Source organism: Allostreptomyces psammosilenae (genome assembly GCF_013407765.1).
Classification (GTDB): Bacteria; Actinomycetota; Actinomycetes; order Streptomycetales; family Streptomycetaceae; genus Allostreptomyces; species Allostreptomyces psammosilenae.
Map to the genome: position 1 here is coordinate 4,695,444 of NZ_JACBZD010000001.1, position 16,511 is coordinate 4,711,954.

14 protein-coding genes are annotated in these 16,511 nt (G+C 74.3%); 12 read left to right on the forward strand and 2 right to left on the reverse strand.

The features are described from left to right. Nucleotides 1–89 precede the first annotated feature (89 nt). The 4 genes from FHU37_RS19430 to FHU37_RS19445 all read left to right on the forward strand — a co-directional run bounded on the left by FHU37_RS19430 (nucleotide 90) and on the right by FHU37_RS19445 (nucleotide 4,384). Nucleotides 90–1,367 carry an ABC transporter substrate-binding protein gene (locus FHU37_RS19430; protein WP_179815416.1) on the forward strand — a complete coding sequence of 426 codons (1,278 nt, stop codon included), beginning with the start codon at nucleotides 90–92 and terminating at the stop codon, nucleotides 1,365–1,367. A gap of 20 nt (nucleotides 1,368–1,387) precedes the next feature. Beyond that, nucleotides 1,388–2,323 (forward strand): carbohydrate ABC transporter permease, encoded by a 936-nt coding sequence (locus FHU37_RS19435; protein WP_179815417.1) that lies wholly within the window; start codon nucleotides 1,388–1,390, stop codon nucleotides 2,321–2,323. Further along, the gene (locus FHU37_RS19440; RefSeq protein WP_179815418.1) at nucleotides 2,320–3,222 is read left to right on the forward strand and encodes a carbohydrate ABC transporter permease; all 903 of its coding nucleotides are present in this window, start codon (nucleotides 2,320–2,322) and stop codon (nucleotides 3,220–3,222) included. The genes FHU37_RS19435 and FHU37_RS19440 overlap by 4 nt, the downstream gene beginning before the upstream one ends. A 124-nt stretch (nucleotides 3,223–3,346) precedes the next feature. Continuing rightward, nucleotides 3,347–4,384: a LacI family DNA-binding transcriptional regulator gene (locus FHU37_RS19445; RefSeq protein ID WP_179815419.1), complete on the forward strand. Its 1,038-nt coding sequence runs from the start codon at nucleotides 3,347–3,349 to the stop codon at nucleotides 4,382–4,384. Between the two features lie 37 nt (nucleotides 4,385–4,421). On the opposite strand, the gene panB is transcribed toward FHU37_RS19445, so the two are convergent. Continuing rightward, on the reverse strand, nucleotides 4,422–5,378 hold the full coding sequence (gene panB / locus FHU37_RS19450; RefSeq protein WP_179815420.1) for a 3-methyl-2-oxobutanoate hydroxymethyltransferase: 957 nt from the start codon (nucleotides 5,376–5,378) through the stop codon (nucleotides 4,422–4,424). A gap of 329 nt (nucleotides 5,379–5,707) precedes the next feature. Here panB and FHU37_RS19455 point away from each other — a divergent pair, with 329 nt between their 5' ends. The 5 genes from FHU37_RS19455 to FHU37_RS19475 all read left to right on the forward strand — a co-directional run bounded on the left by FHU37_RS19455 (nucleotide 5,708) and on the right by FHU37_RS19475 (nucleotide 13,248). Beyond that, nucleotides 5,708–7,399 carry an MFS transporter gene (locus FHU37_RS19455; protein ID WP_179815421.1) on the forward strand — a complete coding sequence of 564 codons (1,692 nt, stop codon included), beginning with the start codon at nucleotides 5,708–5,710 and terminating at the stop codon, nucleotides 7,397–7,399. Nucleotides 7,400–7,535: 136 nt separating this feature from the next. Next, nucleotides 7,536–8,198, forward strand: a complete 663-nt coding sequence (locus FHU37_RS19460; protein WP_179816401.1) for a TetR/AcrR family transcriptional regulator — start codon at nucleotides 7,536–7,538, stop codon at nucleotides 8,196–8,198. Nucleotides 8,199–8,651: 453 nt separating this feature from the next. Next, entirely contained in the window at nucleotides 8,652–9,809 is a 1,158-nt protein-coding gene (locus tag FHU37_RS19465) for an endonuclease/exonuclease/phosphatase family protein (protein WP_179815422.1), read from the forward strand. Between the two features lie 308 nt (nucleotides 9,810–10,117). After that, the gene (locus FHU37_RS19470; RefSeq protein WP_179815423.1) at nucleotides 10,118–11,362 is read left to right on the forward strand and encodes an MFS transporter; all 1,245 of its coding nucleotides are present in this window, start codon (nucleotides 10,118–10,120) and stop codon (nucleotides 11,360–11,362) included. Nucleotides 11,363–11,484: 122 nt separating this feature from the next. After that, on the forward strand, nucleotides 11,485–13,248 hold the full coding sequence (locus FHU37_RS19475; protein WP_179815424.1) for an NAD+ synthase: 1,764 nt from the start codon (nucleotides 11,485–11,487) through the stop codon (nucleotides 13,246–13,248). Nucleotides 13,249–13,314: 66 nt separating this feature from the next. Here FHU37_RS19475 and FHU37_RS19480 read toward each other — a convergent pair whose 3' ends face one another. After that, complete coding sequence (locus FHU37_RS19480) at nucleotides 13,315–14,553, reverse strand: MFS transporter (protein WP_179815425.1); 1,239 nt, start codon at nucleotides 14,551–14,553, stop codon at nucleotides 13,315–13,317. A 64-nt stretch (nucleotides 14,554–14,617) separates the two neighbouring features. Between FHU37_RS19480 and FHU37_RS19485 the strand changes: the two genes are divergently transcribed. The 3 genes from FHU37_RS19485 to FHU37_RS19495 all read left to right on the forward strand — a co-directional run bounded on the left by FHU37_RS19485 (nucleotide 14,618) and on the right by FHU37_RS19495 (nucleotide 16,367). Next, a complete protein-coding gene (locus FHU37_RS19485) occupies nucleotides 14,618–15,016 on the forward strand; it encodes a MerR family transcriptional regulator (protein WP_179815426.1) in 399 nt (132 codons plus the stop codon). An 84-nt stretch (nucleotides 15,017–15,100) separates the two neighbouring features. After that, a complete protein-coding gene (locus FHU37_RS19490; RefSeq protein WP_179815427.1) occupies nucleotides 15,101–15,808 on the forward strand; it encodes an RraA family protein in 708 nt (235 codons plus the stop codon). A gap of 49 nt (nucleotides 15,809–15,857) precedes the next feature. Then, nucleotides 15,858–16,367 (forward strand): GNAT family N-acetyltransferase, encoded by a 510-nt coding sequence (locus tag FHU37_RS19495; protein ID WP_179815428.1) that lies wholly within the window; start codon nucleotides 15,858–15,860, stop codon nucleotides 16,365–16,367. Nucleotides 16,368–16,511: the final 144 nt, after the last annotated feature.

Consider the following 16,511-nt stretch of genomic DNA (forward strand, 5'->3'; position numbering starts at 1 on the left):
TTACCCGCTGTTCACGCATCATGGCGGTCACCGCGTGCCTCTCCGCCGCCCCGCCCCGTACCCCCACCCCCGACAACCCCGGAGGAGCGATGAAGCTCATCGGCATCCGGATCGCGGCGCTCACCACGAGCGCCGCCCTCCTCGCTGCCGGCTGCTCCGTGGGCGCCGGAGAGGACCGAACGGAACTCACCTTCTGGTCCTGGGCGCCCAACATCGATCAGGTCGTGGAGATCTGGAACGCCGAACACCCGGACGTCCACGTCACGGTCAGCAAGCAGGCCGCGGGCGACGAGCTCGTCACCAAGCTGCTCACCGCCTCCGGCGCCGGGAACCCGCCGGACCTCGCCCAGGTCGAGTACCAGGCCCTGCCGAACCTGGCGAGCAACGGCGCGCTCGCCGACATCTCCGGGTACGTGGGAGACCTCGGCGAGAACTTCGCGGACGGCGTCTGGCAGCAGGTCACTCTCGGGACCGACGCCGTCTACGGCGTCCCGCAGGACGCCGCCCCGATGATGCTCTACTACCGCCAGGACCTCTTCGCCGAGCACGGCCTCCAGGTGCCCACCACCTGGGAGGAGTTCGGCGAGGTCGCCCGGCAGGTCCGGCAGATCGACCCGGACGCCTACCTGACCACCTTCTCCTCCACCGACCCCGGCGCCTTCGCCGGCCTCACCCAGCAGGCCGGTGCCGAGTGGTGGAGCATCGAGGGGGAGAGCTGGCGGATCGGCGTCGACGACGAGGCCACCGTGAAGGTCGCCGAGTTCTGGGACCAGCTGGTCACCGAGGACGCGGTGGACGACGTGCCGATGTTCACCCCCGAGTGGAACAGCGGCATGGGCAACGGCACCTACTGGTCCTGGCCCTCCGCGGTGTGGGCGCCGGGCAACCTGGCCTCGATCGCCGCCGACAACGCCGGCGACTGGGCCGCGGCGCCGCTGCCGCAGTGGGAGGGGACGGCGCCCGCCACCGGCAGCTGGGGCGGCTCCTCCACCGGCGTGATGGCCGGCTCCGAGCACCAGGCGGAGGCCGCCGAGTTCGCCGCCTGGCTCAACACCGACCCGGTCGCCGTCTCGGCGCTGGTCGAGCAGGCCGGCATCTACCCGGCCGACCAGGCGGCCCAGCAGGCCCTGGAGGAGCCCCCGGCCTACTTCTCGAACCAGCCGGACTACTACGAGCTGGCCAGCGAGGTCGCCGACACCACGGCCGGCGTCACCTGGGGGCCCAACGTGAACGTCGCTTACAACGCGTTCAAGGACGCCTTCGGCTCGGCCATCACCCGTCGCACCCCGTTCGCGGACGCCGCCCGCGCCATGCAGGACGCGGTGTTCCGGAACATGGCCGACGACGGCTTCTCGGTGAACCAGTGACCACGCAACGGAGAACTGTCATGTCATCGGCCCCCACGGCGGGCGGCGTCGGGAGGAGAGTCTCCCGCACGGCCCCGTACGCCTTCATCCTCCCGGCGGCGGTGCTCTTCGTCGTCTTCATGCTGGTCCCGATCGCCTACACGGTCTTCCTCAGCTTCCGCCGGACGCAGGCGATCGGCCTGGGCCTCGGACCGAACTCCCGTGAGCAGGTCTTCGCCGGGTGGGAGAACTACGCCGCCACGCTCACCGACCCCGAGCTGCTGGACAGCACCGTGCGGGTGCTCGGCTACGGCCTGATCCTGGTGCCGGTCATGCTCGGGCTGGCGCTGCTGTTCGCCCTGCTGCTGGACACCCCGCGGGTGCTGCTCGCCCGGTTCGCCCGCATCTCGATCTTCCTGCCGTACGCGGTGCCGGTGATCATCGCCTCCCTGCTGTGGGGCTTCTTCTACCTGCCGTCGGTCAGCCCGGTCACCGCCGTCGCCGAGGCCCTCGGCCTGCCCGCCCCGGACTTCCTGGGCCTGGACAACATCCTGGTGTCCGTCGCCAACATCGGCGTGTGGGGCGGCGTCGGCTTCAACATGCTGGTGATCTACACCTCGCTGCGCTCCATCCCGCAGGAGGTCTACGAGGCCGCCCGGCTGGACGGCTGCTCCGAGGTGCAGATCGCGCTGCGGGTCAAGATCCCGATGGTGATGCCGTCGATCATCCTGACCAGCGTGTTCTCGATCATCGCGACGCTCCAGGTGTTCAGCGAGCCGAAGATGCTCTCGCCGCTGACCAACTCCATCTCCACCACCTGGACCCCGCTGATGAAGGTCTACCGCGACGCCTTCATCGCCAACGACATCTACTCGGCCGCCGCCACCTCGGTGATCATCGCCGTGGTCACCCTGGTGCTCTCCCTGGGCTTCCTGCGGCTGGTCAACAACCGCGCCTTCGGAGGTGAGCAGCGGTGAGCACGACCCTCGCCCCGGGGGCGACCCCGACCCTGACCGCGGGACCGGTGGGGGGCGCCCGCCGCCCGTCCGGCCGCCGCCCGCCGCTGCTGGCGAGCGCGGTGCTGCTGCTCGGCGCGCTGTACTGCCTGCTCCCGGTGCTGTGGGTGGTCACGGCGGCCACCAAGGACAACACCGAGCTGTTCTCCACCTTCACCTTCTGGCCGTCCGGCAGCCTGCTGGACAACATCCGGGAGCTGAGCGCCTACCGCGACGGGCTGTTCTGGCGCTGGATGCTGAACACGGCGGTGTTCGCCGGCGTCGGCGCGGTGGCCTCCACCCTGGTGTCCGGGATGTGCGGCTACGCCATGGCGAAGTACCGCTTCCGCGGGCGCAACGTGATGTTCAACGTGCTGCTGGCCGGCGTGCTGGTGCCGGGCGTGGTGCTGGCCGTGCCGCAGTACCTGCTGCTGGCCGAGCTGAGCATGACCGACACCTACTGGTCGGTGCTGCTGCCCAGCATCATCAGCCCGTACGGGATCTACCTGGCGCGGATCTTCGCCGCCGCCTCGGTGCCGGACGACGTGATGGAGGCCGCCCGCACCGACGGCGCGGGGGAGTGGCGGATCTTCACCCGGATCGCGCTGCCGGTGATGGTGCCCGGCCTGGTGACGGTGTTCCTCTTCCAGTTCGTGGCGATCTGGAACAACTTCATGCTGCCGTTCATCATGCTCAGCGACGACACCCGGTTCCCGGTGACGGTCGGCCTGTACAGCCTGCTGAACCAGGGCGCCTCGCAGCCCGCGCTGTACACCCTGGTGATCACCGGCGCGCTGCTGGCGGTGCTGCCGCTGATCCTGCTGTTCCTGCTCCTCCAGCGGTACTGGCGGGTGGACATGCTCGCCGGCGCGGTGAAGTAGCGGTACCGCCGAGGGAGAACCGCCCCGGGGGGGCCGGGCCCAGGCCCGGCCCCCCCGGGGTGCGGAAGGGGGCCCCGGACATCGGTCCGGAGGCGAACCGAGCAGCGAAGATAGGCTAGAGCTCGTGACAGCGCAGCAGTTCGGAGCCCCGGCCGGAACCCGGCCGGGCCGTCGGCGTCCGACCATCAAGGACGTGGCGGCGGTGGCCGGGGTGTCCCGGGGGACGGTCTCGCGCGTCCTCAACGGCGGCACCAACGTCAGTCCGTCGGCCATGGACGCGGTCAACCGCGCCATCGAGCGCACCGGCTACGTCCTCAACCGCAACGCCCGCAGCCTGGTGACCCAGCGGGCCTGGTCGGTGGCGTTCGTGCTGGCCGAGCCGCAGGAGCGTTTCTTCGAGGACCCGAACTTCTCCACCCTGCTGCGCGGCTGCACGGCCGAGCTGGGCAAGCACGACATCCCGCTGCTGCTGGCCACGGCCGGCACGCAGGAGGAGCGCGGGCGGGTGGTGCGCTTCCTCGGGTCCGGGCACGTGGACGGCGTGCTGCTGGTCTCCACGCACGCCGGCAACCCGCTGCTGGAGGAGCTGAGCCGGGGCGACCTGCCGGTGGTCGCCTGCGGACGGCCGATGGGCCACGAGCGGCGGGTGGCGTACGTGGCGGCGGACGACCGCGAGGGCGCCCGGGACGTGGTGCGCTACCTGCGCGAGCGCGGCCGGCGGCGGGTCGCCACGATCACCGGCCCGCTGGACACGCCGGGCGGCGTGCAGCGCCTGGAGGGGTACCGCGACGTGGTGGGCTCCGACGGGCCGGACCTGGTCGCGCACGGCGACTACACCCAGCGGTCCGGCGAGGAGGCCATGCGGCAGCTGCTGGAACGCGCCCCCGACCTGGACGCGGTCTTCGTCGCCTCCGACCTGATGGCGCTGGGGGCGCTGACCGCGTTGCGGCGGGCCGGGCGCCGGGTGCCCGAGGACGTGGCGGTGGCGGGGTTCGACGACGCCCCGATCGCGGTGGGCGCCGAGCCGCCGCTGACGACCGTGCGCCAGCCGATGGAGCGGATCAGCGCCGAGCTGGTGCGGCTGCTGATGGCCCGCATCGCCGGGGAGGAGCCCTCGGCGGTGATCCTGCCGACGGAGCTGGTGGTCCGCCGGTCCGCCTGAGCCGGGGCGGGCGCCGCCCCGGCTCGGGCGGGACGGCTCAGCGGTAGGTGTGCTCGGCGGCCGGGAAGGAGCCGGCCACCACGTCGTCGGCGAACGCGCGGGCCGCGCGGCCGAGGACGTCGCGCAGGTCGGCGTACTTCTTGACGAACTTCGGGGTGCGGCCCGGGGTCAGCCCCGCCATGTCCGGCCAGACCAGCACCTGGGCGTCGCAGTCCGGGCCGGCGCCGATGCCGATGGTGGGCACGGAGAGCTCCGCGGTCACCTTGGCGGCCAGCTCGGCCGGCACGGCCTCCAGCACCACCGAGAAGGCGCCGGCCTCCTGCAGCGCGTGGGCGTCGCGGAGCAGCCGGGCGGCGGCGGCCTCGTCGCGGGCCTGCACCCGCAGCCCGCCGAGGGTGTGCACCGACTGCGGGGTGAGCCCGAGGTGGCCCATCACGGCGATGCCGGCCTCGACCAGCAGCCGGACCTGCGGCAGCACCCGCTCGCCGCCCTCCAGCTTGACCGCGCCGACGCCGGCCTCCTTGACCAGCCGCACCGCGTTGTCGAACGCCTGGCGCGCAGACGCCTGGTAGGCGCCGAAGGGGAGGTCGGCGACGACCAGCGCGCGGCGCGTGCCGCGCACCACGGCGCCGGCCATCATCGCCATCTCGTCCATGGTGACCGGCACGGTGTTCTCGTACCCGAGGTGGGTGTTGCCGGCGGAGTCGCCGACGAGGATGACCGGTATCCCGGCCTCGTCGAAGACGCCGGCGGTCAGGGCGTCGTAGGCGGTGAGCATCGGCCAGCGGTCGCCGCGCTGCTTGGCGGCGGCGAGGTCGCGCACGGTGACCCGGCGGGTCGCCGGTGCCCCGCCGTAGAGCGTCATCTGCGGCGCGGAGGGCAGGCCGGCGGACGGGGCCGGCGATCCCTCCGGCCCCGGCTGTGCAGAGGTCGGCTGCCCCGAGGTCGGCTGTCCCGGCGTCGGCTGTCCCGGCTGTGCCTGAGGAAGGGCCATGGGTGTCGCATCTCCTGTTGTGGGTCTCGTGGCGCCCGGCGGCGCGGCGGTGGCCGCGCGGCGGGGACGTCCCCGGATGTCCTCATCGTGGCACGCGGTCCCCCGACCGGCCGAGGGGTGCCCGCTGTGGTGACCGTCACGACGTCGCCCGGTGGCCGCCACGCGGTCCGCCGGCCCTTCCGGCGCCGCGCCATGCCCGGTCCCGACCGACCCTTTGCCCGATCTTTAATTTCCGGAACGCATCCGTTCCGTAAAGGGGACTATGCTCCTCGTTCCGAGACGGCGCCGTATCGCAAATCGCCCGGCGTCGCTCCCGAACGGAGGAAACCTTGAGCTCGCAGCCATCCGGGCCGCCACCGCGCACCGTCCCCGAGGAGGTCCACCGCCGCCGCTGGGCGATCCTCGGCGTGCTGGTCCTCAGCCTGCTCGTCGTCGTGCTGGACAACTCGATCCTCAACGTGGCGATGCGGACCATCGCCACCCCGCCCCCGGTCGGCCTCGGTGCGAACCAGGCCGAGCTGGAGTGGGCGATCAACTCCTACACGCTGGTCTTCGCCGGCCTGCTGTTCACCGCCGGCATCCTCGGCGACCGGCTCGGCCGCAAGAAGGTCCTGCTCACCGGCATGGTGGTGTTCGGCGCGGCCTCGCTGCTGTCCGCGTTCGCCGGCTCCCCGGCCGAGCTGATCGCCTACCGGGGCCTGATGGGCGTCGGCGGCGCGCTGGTCATGCCGGTCACCCTGGCGATCATCACCAACGTCTTCGAGCCCCAGGAGCGGCCCCGGGCCATCGGCATCTGGGCCGGCGCGGTGGGCCTCGCCATCGCCATCGGCCCGATCACCGGCGGCCTGCTGCTGGAGCGGTTCTGGTGGGGCTCGGTCTTCCTGGTCAACGTGCCGATCGTGGTGGTCGCGGTGATCGCCATGTTCGTCGTGGTGCCGGAGTCGCGCGACCCCGCCCCCGGCCGGATGGACCCGGTCGGCGTGCTGCTGTCCATCGTCGGCCTGGTGCTGCTGGTCTTCGCGATCATCCGCGGCGGCGAGCTGGCCGACGTCACCGTGCCCGAGGTGTGGGCCACCGGCCTCGGCGGCCTGCTGGTGCTCGCCCTGTTCGCCTGGCACGAGCTGCGCACCGACCACCCGGCGGTGGACCTGCGGCTGTTCCGCGACCGGCAGGTCGCCGCGGCCATGATCACCATATGGCTGGCGTTCTTCGTGCTGATGGGCGTCGGCTTCTTCATGATCTTCTACCTGCAGAGCGTGCGCGGCTACACCCCGCTGCAGTCCGGCCTGATGATGCTGCCGCAGGCGGTCGCCCAGCTCGCCTTCGCCCCGCGGGCCTCGGCGGTGGTGGACCGGCTCGGCGCCCGCGTGGTGGCCGCCGGCGGGCTGACCCTGGTGGCGCTGTCCTTCCTGCTGTTCCTGCTGGTGGACGCCGGCACCCCGGCGTGGCTGCTGGCCGTGGTGTTCTTCGTCCAGGGCGCCGGCATCGCGCACGTCTCCCCGCCGGCCACCGTCGCCATCATGGCCGCACTGCCGCGCGAGAAGGCCGGCACCGGATCGGCCCTGTCCAGCGCCGTCCGCCAGGTCGGCGCCGCGCTCGGCGTCGCCGTGCTGGGCACGGTGCTCTCCACCAGCTACCGGGACGGCGTCGAGGCGCCGCTGGCCGCGATCCCGGCGGAGCTGCGGCACACCGCCGGCGAGTCGATCGAGGCCACCCTCGGCGTCGCCGCCTCCCTCGGCGCGCGCGGCCAGGCGCTCGTCGAGCCGGCCCGGGCGGCGTTCGTCGACGCCATGCACCTCACCTCGCTGGTCTCGGCCGCCGTCACGCTGCTCGGGGCCGTGGTCGTGTTCCGCTTCCTCCCCGGCCGGCTCGCCCGACCGGGCGGCGCCGACCGGGCCGCCGGAACGGGGCGGATGGGGCAGGCTGAGGGGACGACCCCGGTGCCCGCCGAGGGCGACCGGTCGCCGTCCGCCGCCCCGGCGTCCGGCGACCATGAGCCGAACGACCCTGTGAGAGTGTGACGCCATGACCCGACCGAGCCCTCCGCCGCCCCGCCCGCACCCGGGCGCCGGACCCGTGCGAGCCGAACCGGCGGGGGGACTCGGTCCCGGTCGGGCCGTCGGGCGGCCGGCCGCGGAGCCGTCGGCCGTGGAGCCGATGGCCGTCCAGGAGGACGGGCCCCCGCCGCCGTGCCCGGCCGGCGACCCGTACGACCCGGCCGGCGACCCGCCCTGCGACCGCCGGCGCGGCCGGCCGCGCAGCGCCGCCGCCGAGGCCGCCATCACCGACGCCGTGCTGGCCCTGCTGGCCGAGGGGCACGGCATCGCCGACCTCACCATCGAGGGCATCGCCCAGCGCGCCGGCGTCGGCAAGGCCACCGTCTACCGGCGCTGGCCCGGCAAGGACGCCCTGCTGGCCCACGTGGTCGCCCAGGTGGAGCTGCCCGTCCCGGAACTGCCCGGCGACTCCGTCGAGGACGACCTGGTGCGGCTGTGCGACCACATCCGCGAGCACGCCGCCGGCGAGGCCACCAGCGGCCTGCTGCGCTCGGTCATCGCGGACATGCGCTGCCACCCCGCCCTGTTCGCCCAGTACAAGCGGATCGTGGTGGACCGGCGCCGGGAGGCGCTGCGCCGGGTCCTGGAGCGCGGCGTGGCCAGCGGGGAGATCCGCGACGACGTCGACCTCCAGGTGCTCGGCCAGGCCCTCGCCGGCCCCATGCTGGCCGGCACGGTGCTGCGCGAGGGGACGGCCCCGACCCGGGAGACCGCGGCCCGGGTGGTCGACCTGGTGCTGAACGGCGCCCGCCCCCGCGGCTGAGCACGGCGGGGAAGGCCGGCGCCCGGACGCCCGCCGCCCCGGCCGGGCCGACGTATCGTCATGGACCCGTCAGACAGCCGGCGCCCGGCGGACGCCGGGAGAACACATTTGTGCGCGAAGCGTGGGGAAGGGGTGCGCGCGGGGCCGCCGCGCCCGTAGGCTGACCCCCGCTCCCACGCCCTCGCGGCGGACGCCTCGGGCACGCCTGCGCGGCCGCCGGCGGCGCCCGGCCGGGGGTGCGCGGTGGGTCTCCCACCCCTCGCCGTGCGGCATGATCTAACCGCCACATCTCGTGATCGCGTCATCGACGATTGTGGAACTTCTCGCCGCCCGGTGAACGTCCTACACGCCATGAGGACGGACGAACCACCGCGAAAGCGCGCGTTCCCGACGCCGTACCCCGGCGCCGGGCCGATCCCCTCCGCACGGTACGCACGAGCCTGAACGGACGACATGGCAACGGCAGACGACGGCAGCGGCCCCGACCGTGACCTGAAGACCCTGCGCCTGACCCGCCCCTCACCGGCGACCCTCCAGCGGCCGCCCGAGGAGCCCGAGTGGGGTGTTCCCGGCCCGCCGGAGGAGCAGGAGCCTCCGGCGCCGTCCGCCCCCGGGCCCACGCCGGGGCCGGCCGGCCCCGGGCGGCGCGGATGGCCGCTGCGGCTGCTGCTCGGCCGTCCCGAGGACACCCGCCGGTGGCGCCGGGGCTGGATCCTCGCGGTGCTGGCCGTGCTCTCCGCCCTTCCGATGCTGCTGCGCGACTTCGTCTCCAACAGCTTCGGCAACGTCGCCAGCCTGCTCGACACCGGCCTGCCCTGGGTCGGCACCGCCGTGCCGGTGCTGCTGCTCGGCGCCCTGCTGCGCCGGGCACGGGTGGCCCTGCTGGCCCTGCTGCTGCCGATCGTGGTCTGGATCGGCATGTTCGGATCCGTGCTGCTGCCCAAGGGCACCCCCGGGGCCGGCGACCTGCGGGTGCTGGCCCACAACGTCGGCGCCGCCAACCCCGACCCGACCGGGACGGCGCGGGCGCTGCTCGCGGCGGAGGCCGACGTGATCGCCCTGGAGGAGATCACCGACGAGGCGCTGCCCGTCTACCAGGAGGTGCTGGCCGCCGAGTACCCCTACAGCGTGCGGGGCGGCACGGTCGGCCTGTGGAGCCGCTACCCCGTCGGCGAGTCCGCCGACATCGACATCAGCATCGGCTGGACCCGCGCCCTGCGCGCCGAGGTGGAGACCCCGAGCGGCCCGCTCGCCGTCTACGTCGCCCACCTCGCCTCCGTCCGGGTCGGCGCCGAGGGGTTCTCCTCCGACCAGCGCAACGAGACCATCGAGGCGCTCGGCGCCACCATCTCCGAGGAGCCGCTGGAACGGGTCGTGCTGATGGGCGACCTCAACGGCACCGCCACCGACCGCAGCCTCTCCCCGATCACCGCCGGCATGCGCTCGGCCCAGGGCGCCGCCGGGGACGGCTTCGGCTTCACCTGGCCGGCCTCCTTCCCGATGGCCCGCATCGACCACGTGCTGGTCAAGGGCGTCGAACCGGTGGACTCCTGGGTGCTGCCGGCCACCGGCAGCGACCACCGCCCGATCGCCGCCGACCTCGACCTGTGAGCCGCCCGCCCCGAGGTGAGCCGGCGCCGTACCACCCACTAGGCTGATGCACGGCCCCGTCCGCCCCGGCGGACCGGGCCCCCGGGCGAAGGATCCACGACCAAGCCCACGTGAACCCTCCGCCACCACGGCACACACGACCGCCTCCCCGGGAATCCCCAGGAATCCCCGCGGAGGCGGTCGTGCTTTCCTTCACTGGCGGACACCGGCGTCCGTACCCCTCCCCGCCTGCCCGCGTCCCGCCGCGCGCCGGCCCGCCCGCGCACACCCCCACGCGCCGGCCGCCCGCGCGACCACTGGAGTCCCGCATGCCCCTGGCTCTCCTGGCCCTCGCCATCAGCGCCTTCGCCATCGGCACCACCGAGTTCGTCATCATGGGCCTGCTGCCCGACGTCGCCTCCGACATGGAGGTGTCGATCCCGCAGGCCGGCTGGCTCGTCTCCGGCTACGCCCTCGGCGTCGTCATCGGCGCGCCGCTGCTCACCGCCATCGCCGCCCGGGTGCCCCGCCGCACCCTGCTGATCGGCCTGATGTGCCTGTTCGTCGTCGGCAACCTGCTGTGCGCGCTCGCCCCCAACTTCTGGTTCCTCGCCGTCGCCCGCGTGGTGGCCGCGCTGCCGCACGGCGCGTTCTTCGGCGCCGGAGCCGTCGTCGCCACCGAACTGGCCGCCCCGCACCTGCGGGCCCGCGCCGTCTCGGTGATGTTCGCCGGGCTCACCATCGCCAACGTGGTCGGCGTGCCCGGCGCCACCCTGCTCGGCCAGCGCTTCGGCTGGCGCGTCACCATGGGCGTCGTGGTGCTGATCGGCGTCGTCGCCGTCGCCGCCATCGTGGCGCTCGTCCCCCACCTGCCCCGCCGCAGCGACGTCGGGCTGCGGCACGAGCTCGCCAGCTTCCGCAGCGGCGGCCTCTGGCTGGTGCTGGCCACCGTCATCCTCGGCTGCGGCGGCCTGTTCGCCTGCTACAGCTACATCGCCCCGATGATGACCGAGGTGGCCGGGTTCGCGCCCGGCTCCATGACGCTCGTCCTGGCCCTGTTCGGCATCGGCATGACCCTGGGCAACGCCCTCGGCGGCTGGATCGCGGACCGCGCGCTGCGGCCGAGCATCGTGCTCTCCTTCGGCCTGCTCGCCCTCACCCTGCTGGCCTTCTCCCTCACCGCCCGCGCCCAGTGGTCCGCCGCGGCCACCGTGGTCCTGATCGGCGCCTTCGCCTTCGCCGCCTCGCCGGGCCTGCAGACCCTGGTGATGGAGAAGGCCCACCGCGCGCCGGCCCTGGCCTCCGCCGCCAACCAGGCGGCGTTCAACCTCGCCAACGCCCTCGGCGCCTACCTCGGCGGCCTGGTGATCAGCGCCGGCTACGGCTACCTCTCGCCCAACCTGGTCGGCGGCGGCCTGGCCGGACTGGGCGCGCTGCTCGCCGCGCTGATCTGGTTCGCGGACAGCCGCCGCGGCGGAACCGGCCGTCCGGGAGCGGCCTCGCGCTCGAAGGTCCTCGCCCGCTCCGACGGCGCCGAGCACCCCGCCGACGAGCCCACCGCCGCCCGGGGCTGACCGCGCCCGCCCCACCGCCGGGCGGCGGCCGGCCCGGCCCGGCCGCCGCCCGGCGGCACCGCTGGTCACCGGCCCGGTGGCCGGTCGCCGCCGCCCCGCGCCGGTGACCTACGCTCGAATACGTGCCTCAACTTCGCCTCGCTCTCAACCAGATCGACATCACCGTCGGGGACCTCGCGGGCAACACGGACCGCGTCGTGGCGTGGACCCGCCGCGCCGCGGACGCCGGCGCCCACCTCGCCGCCTTCCCCGAGATGACCCTGACCGGCTACCCGGTCGAGGACCTCGCGCTGCGCCCGTCCTTCGTGGAGGCCTCCCGGGCCGCGCTGCGCGCCCTCGCCACCCGCCTGGCGGAGGAGGGGCTCGGCGACATCGCCGTCGTCGTCGGCTACCTCGGCCGCTCGGAGAACGCCGTGCCGCGGTTCGGCCGGCCGGCCGGGGCACCGCAGAACGCCGCCGCGCTGCTGTACCGCGGCGAGGTCGTCATCCGCTACCCCAAGCACCACCTGCCGAACTACGGCGTCTTCGACGAGTACCGCTACTTCGTGCCGGGCGAGCGGCTGGCGATCGTGCGGCTGCACGGCGTGGACGTGGCGCTCGCCATCTGCGAGGACCTGTGGCAGGACGGCGGGCCGGTCGCGGCCGTCGGCGACGCCGGCGCCGGCCTGCTGCTCACCATCAACGCCTCCCCCTACGAGCGGGCCAAGGACGACGTCCGCTACGACCTGCTGCGCCGCCGGGCGCGGGAGGCCGGGTGCGCGCTGGCCTACGTCAACACGGTCGGCGGCCAGGACGAGCTGGTCTTCGACGGCGACTCGCTGGTGGTCGACGCCGAGGGCGCGCTGCTGGCCCGCGCCCCGCAGTTCGAGGAGCACTGCCTGCTGGTCGACCTGGACCTGCCGGCCGCAGCCGAGGCGCCGGAGCGCCCCTCCGGCGCCGTGGTGGCCGACGGGCTGACCGTGGACCGCGCGGTGGTCTCCGCCGAGCCGCTGCCCGCCTACGAGCCGGAGCACCCCGGCACCGTGACCGAGCGGATCGGCGACGAGGAGGAGGTCTACTCGGCGATCGTGACCGGCCTGCGCGGCTACGTCACCAAGAACGGCTTCAAGTCGGTGCTGGTCGGCCTGTCCGGCGGCATCGACTCGGCGCTGGTCGCGGCGGTGGCCGTGGACGCCCTCGGGGCGGACGCCGTCCACGGGGTGTCGATGCCCAGCTCCTACTCCTCGGAGCACTCCAAGGGCGACGCGGCCGAGCTGGCCAGGCGCACCGGGCTGCACTTCCGCACCGTGCCGATCGCCCCGATGTTCGACGCCTACCAGGGGCAGCTGGGCCTGAGCGGGCTGGCCGAGGAGAACCTCCAGGCGCGGCTGCGCGGCACCACCCTGATGGCCATCTCCAACCAGGAGGGGCACCTGGTGCTGGCCACCGGCAACAAGTCCGAGCTGGCCTGCGGCTACTCCACCCTCTACGGGGACGCGGTCGGCGGCTTCGCCCCGATCAAGGACCTGCCCAAGACGCTGGTGTGGCGGCTGGCCACCTGGCGGAACACGGTGGCCGCCCAGCGCGGCGAGGTGGGCCCCATCCCGGAGAACTCCATCTCCAAGCCGCCGAGCGCCGAACTGCGGCCGGGGCAGCTGGACAGCGACTCGCTGCCGGACTACGCCGTGCTCGACGAGGTCCTGGACCGCTACGTGGAGCGCGACATGGGCCGGGACGAGATCGTGGCGGCGGGCTTCGACGCCGACCTGGTGGACCGGGTGCTGCGGCTGGTCGACACCGCCGAGTACAAGCGCCGCCAGTACCCGCCGGGCGCCAAGATCTCCCTGAAGGCGTTCGGCCGCGACCGCCGGCTGCCCATCACCAACCGCTGGCGCGAGGGCCGCTGACCGGCCGTCCGGCCCGGCGGGGTGGGTGACCCCCCGCCGGGCCGGGCGTGTCCGGCCGGTTCGTCCTCACGCGGCCGGGCCGGCTTCCGCGGCGGCACGGTCCCGGGCGGCCGGGAAGCCGTGGCGCCGCGCGGCGACCACCACGATCAGCACCGGTACCAGGAGCAACAGCACGCTCCACGGGAAGGAGCCCGGGCCGTACCGGTCGAGGAGGACGCCGCCGGCCACCCCGCCCCCGGCCATGGCCGCGTTCCACAGGGTCACCAGCATGGCCTGCGCCGCGTCGGCCGCCTCGCCGCCGGCGTCCGCCACGGCGGTCTGCAGCAGGGTGGGGGCGCCGCCCCAGCCGAGCCCCCACAGCGCCACCGCGAGGTAGACGGCGGCGGGGCTGTCGGCCAGCAGCGCCAGCACGGTGGCCGCCACGGCGAACAGCACGGTGCTGGCGATGGTGAGGGCGCGCAGCCGGCGGTCGATGTGGGCGCCCACCACCCAGATGCTCGCCATGGAGGCGGCGCCGAAGACCAGCAGCACCACGTCGGTGGAGCCGCCCATGCCGAACCGGTCGAGGAACGTGGCGATGTAGGTGTACAGGACGGTGTGCGCCAGCACGAAGACCCCGGTGACGAAGAGCACGGGCGCCACCCCCGGCACGGTCAGGGCCCGTGCCGTCGGGGCCCGGCCGCCGTCCGGTCGCCGGCCCGGCTGGTCCGGGACGGCCGCCAGGATCCAGCCGATCAGCACCACGGCCAGCACGGTGACGAGGGTGAAGGTGGTCCGCCAGCCGAGCGCCGCGCCGAGGAAGGTGCCCGCCGGCACCCCGAGCGACAGGGCGATCGGAATGCCCGTCATCACGATGGCGACGGCCTTGCCCTGGAGGTGGGGCGGCGCCAGGCGCCGGGCGTAACCGGCCAGCAGCGCCCAGGCCAGGCCGGCGGCCACCCCGGCGACGAACCGGGAGGCCATGGTCAGCGGGTAGTTCGAGGAGACGGCGGTGACCGCGCCGGCGACCGCGAACCCCGCCATCGCGGTCAGCAGCAGCCGCTTGCGGCGCCACCCGGCCGTGGCGGCGGACAGCGGGATCGCGGTGAGCGCGGTGCCGACCGCGTAGATGGTCACCGACTGGCCCGCCGCGGACTCGCTGACGCCGAGGTCGGCGCTCATCGCGGGCAGCACGCCGGCGGGCAGCGTCTCGGTCAGACTGGTGACGAAGACCGCCGTGGCCAGCGCGAGCAGCGCGGACACGGGGAGTTTCCGGTCGGCTGCCGGGGTGGTGTGCCCGGCGGGGGATGTGGTGAGGTTCGACATGCCGTTAGGCTCGAACCGTCACATTGATGTGAACGTCAACACGACTGGATGTGAGGTCGGTCACATGCGCATCGGAGAGCTCTCCGCCCGCACCGGCACGCCCCGGCGGCTGCTGCGCTACTACGAGGAGCAGGGGCTGATCGTCCCCGACCGCTGCGCCAACGGCTACCGCTCGTACGACGAGCGGTACGTGGACCGCGTCCTGCAGATCCGGGGGCTGCTCGACGCCGGCCTGCCGACCCGCATCATCAAACAGATCCTGCCCTGCCTCGACAAGCCCCGGACGATCTACTTCCCGGACGCGACGCCGGAGATGATCGCCACCTTGGAACGCGAACGCGACCGGATGACCGAGCGCATCGCCTGCCTGACCCGCAACCGGGACGCCATCGCCGAGTACCTCGACGCGGTGCGCGGCCACGCCCGCCCGGACACCGCCCGCGAACCGGCCATGGCGTCCTGACCGGAACCCCTAGCATGGGCCCCGGCCGGGCCGCCTGGCGGGGCGTCGGCCCGATGACGGACACGACGCGGGACGAGGGAAGCCATGGAGCACCACCAGCTGCGACACCGGTTCGCGGAGCTGACCACCGCCCACCTGGCGGACGCCTGCCTGCGCGCGGGGGCCGAGGTGCGCTGCGCTCCGGCGCCGCTGCGCGCCGTGACCCCCGGCGACCGGCTGGTCGGGCGGGCGTGCCCGGCCCGCCACGTCGGCAGCGTGGACGTCTTCCTGGAGGCCTTCACCGGCGCCGCCCCGGGCGACGTGCTGGTGGTCGACAACGGCGGACGGCTCGACGAGGCGTGCGTCGGCGACCTGGTCGTCCTGGAGGCCCGGGCCGCCGGGCTGGCCGGGATCGCGATCTGGGGCCTGCACCGCGACACCGCCGACATCCGGGCGATCGGCCTGCCGGTCTTCAGCCTGGGCGCCACCCCCACCGGTCCCAGGCGCCTCGACGCCCGTCCCGGGGACGCGCTGGAGGCCGCCACCGTGGGGGAGTGGACGGTCACCCGCGCCGACCTCGTGTTCGGCGACGACGACGGCGTGCTCTTCCTGCCGGCCGACCGGATCGGGGAACTCCTCACCCTCGCCGAGCGGATCCGGGACACCGAGCGCCGCCAGGCCGAACGCGTCCGCGGCGGCGTCGGTCTGCGCGAGCAGGTACGGTTCGACGCCTACCTCGCCGAGCGCCGGCGGACGCCGTCGCTGACCTTCCGCGAGCACCTGCGGAGGGTGGGCGGGGCCATCGAGGAGTGACCGCTACCCGCCCCGGGCGGGGCGGGACCACCGAAGGAGGCGTGCGGGGATGCGGCTGCGCGACGTGACGCTCGACGACGTGGACGCCTACGTCGCGATGCGGTGCGACCCGGTGATGATGCGGGAGCTCGGGGGCCCGCTCCCGCGCGAGGGCATCGAGGCCAAGGTGCGGCGGGACGTCCGCGACGCGGCCGGGGACGTCTCCTGGATCCGGATGATCGTTCCCGACGGGGCCGCGGACGACCAGGCGGCGGGAAGCGTGACCCTGTGGTCCCACCAGGACGATGACGGCGAGCGCCTCTCCGAGATCGGCTGGATGGTGCTCCCGGCCTTCCAGGGGCGGGGACTCGCCAAGCGGGCGGTGCGGGCGCTGCTCGACGAGGCCCGCGAGGACGGCCGCTGGGGCCTGGTGCACGCCTTTCCGGCGGTCACCAACGCCCCGTCCAACGGCATCTGCCGCTCACTCGGCTTCCGCCTGCTCGGAGAGCGGACGGTCGTCTTCGCCGGTCGTCCGCTGCGCGCCAACCACTGGGCGGTCGACACCGCGCGGACGGGCTGAGCGGCGGGCGCGGGCGGACGGGCCGACCGGGGGGCGTGCGCCCGGCGCGAACCCGCCGGGGCGCGCGGTCCCACCATGGGGGTAATTCGGCCGCCGTCCCCGTCGCCACCGGGCCCTCCGGGGCATGCCTTCACCGAGGGGCCA